Origin of the sequence: Streptomyces sp. NPDC007025 (assembly GCF_042869455.1) — a bacterium.
Taxonomy (GTDB): domain Bacteria; phylum Actinomycetota; class Actinomycetes; order Streptomycetales; family Streptomycetaceae; genus Streptomyces.
This window is the reverse complement of record NZ_JBIAFT010000031.1, coordinates 1-1,893: the sequence shown is the minus strand read 5'-3', so window position 1 is coordinate 1,893 and position 1,893 is coordinate 1. Positions and strand designations below refer to the sequence as shown.

The window sequence follows — 1,893 nt, the reverse complement described above, 5'->3', positions numbered from 1 at the left end:
CCCGCGGAGCGGGATATGCCCCGGCAAGCCGGGGCATAGAGATTCGCATTGCGCAAGCGCAATGCGAATTCCGGCGCAGGCGCCGGAATGGAATTCCGCAAGCGGAATTCAGAAAGTGAGGCAATTCGCGCAAGCGCGAATTGCGAGGAGTCCCGCAGGCGGGACTCCTGAGGCTGGCTGCGAGGGGAGGTGTATCACGCGCGGGACTGTGTAGGGTTTGGGGTTCCCAGCCACCATCCCTGCAATGAGGGTGACGGACCGTCGGCCCGGTGGGGTGCCGGCTCCCGCCGCAGTGACGGGCTCCGCTGCGCTCCGCCCTGACCACTCCCCTACCCTCGAAACCGGCCGCTCACGTTCACGAATACTCCCCGCCAGCATACCCTATGAACCGTGCGTGCGGGGCGATATTCGGCCAAGTATCAGCCTACATGGGGAAGCTGTCATGCGGGTGATGCATCACGGGTGCCAGGTGTGTAGAGTCTGGGAGAAGACACCACCACCCCGGCCCGCCAGTCACCGCGTTGGACTCTCATTCCTATTACGCGTCGCATTCCGCGAAAAGGAGAACACGGGAATGGCCGTGAAACTGCGTGAACACCAGATTGAGGCCGTAGCCGCCATCGTGCGCGGCCTCGATATCCCGCCGGGCGGCATTCCTTGGAATGGTCTGCGCGGGCAGGTGCACGCCGCGTGCGGGACGGGAAAGACCATCATCGCGGCCGCCTCCGCAAAGCGGATCGTGCCCAAGGGCCGCATTCTCGTGGTGGTGCCGACCCTGGATCTCCTGGCGCAGACCGTGAAGGCGTGGAGCGGGGCCGGGCACAAGGGGCCAGCCGTCATGGTGTGCTCGCCCCTGGACGACCCGGAGCTGTTCCACCTGGGGGTGCGGTCCACCACGAACCCCGTGCAGCTGGCCCTGTGGCACAGCGCCGGGCCGGTGACCATCTACGCCACCTACGCCTCGCTGGGCGTGCTCGTGGAAGCCTTCGAGGGCGCCTACGGGCAGAAGCTCGCGCCCGTGGACCTGGCGGTGGTCGATGAGGCGCACAGGACGTCGGGCTCAATGGGTAAGGCGTGGGCGGACATCCACGACCAGACGAAGATCCCGGCGCACCGCCGGCTGTACCTGACGGCGACGCCGCGGATCTGGGAGGAGCGCCTCGAGCGTGAGGTCGCCGAGGGGGTGCGGGATCCGCTGCCGCGTGAGATGGCGGCCTCGATGGACGACGAAGCCGTGTTCGGGCCGGTGCTCTACAAGCTGTCGCTGGCGTCGGCGGTGTCGCGGAAGCTGCTGGCGCGGTATCAGATCATCGTCCTGGAGCTCCAGGACCCGGTGGTGACGCCCGAGCGGCTGATGGGCGAGGAGCGGCACACCGAGAAGGTCCGCGGGCAGCGGCTTGGGGCGCTGCAGGCTGCGCTGCTGCATGCCATGGAGCAGCACAGCCTGTCGACGTGCATCACCTTCCATCACCGGACCATGGAGGCCGAGGCGTACGCGGAGGGCCTTCAGCGCGTGGCCAAGCGGCTGCACGCCGACCAGCCCGAGAAGTACCCGGCCGCGGTCTGGGCGGACTGGCTGTGCGGCGAGCACGTCCCAGAGCGCCGGCGGGAGGTGCTGGGCGGCTTCGGGGCCACCGCCCGGCGGGCCGTGCTCTCCAACTGCCGCGTCCTGGGCGAGGGGGTGGACATCCGGGCGGTGGACTCGGTGGCGCTGCTGGACCCCAGGGGCGCGCCGCACGACATCGTCCAGGCCATCGGCCGCGCGCTGCGCCAGAAGCCCGGTGAAGGCAAGCTCGCCTCTTTGATCGTGCCGGTATTCCTCCAGCCCGACGAATCGCCCGAGGACATGTTCACCTCCGGTTCGTACAAGCCGTTGGTGAAGGTTCTTGAGGG

1 protein-coding gene is annotated in these 1,893 nt (G+C 68.1%); it reads left to right on the top strand.

The genetic code is table 11. The features are described 5' to 3' along the window. Window positions 1-574: 574 nt before the first annotated feature. Window positions 575-1,893 (top strand): DEAD/DEAH box helicase family protein (locus tag ACFYMO_RS31660; RefSeq protein ID WP_388550931.1); only part of this gene is annotated, 1,319 nt, incomplete at its 3' end.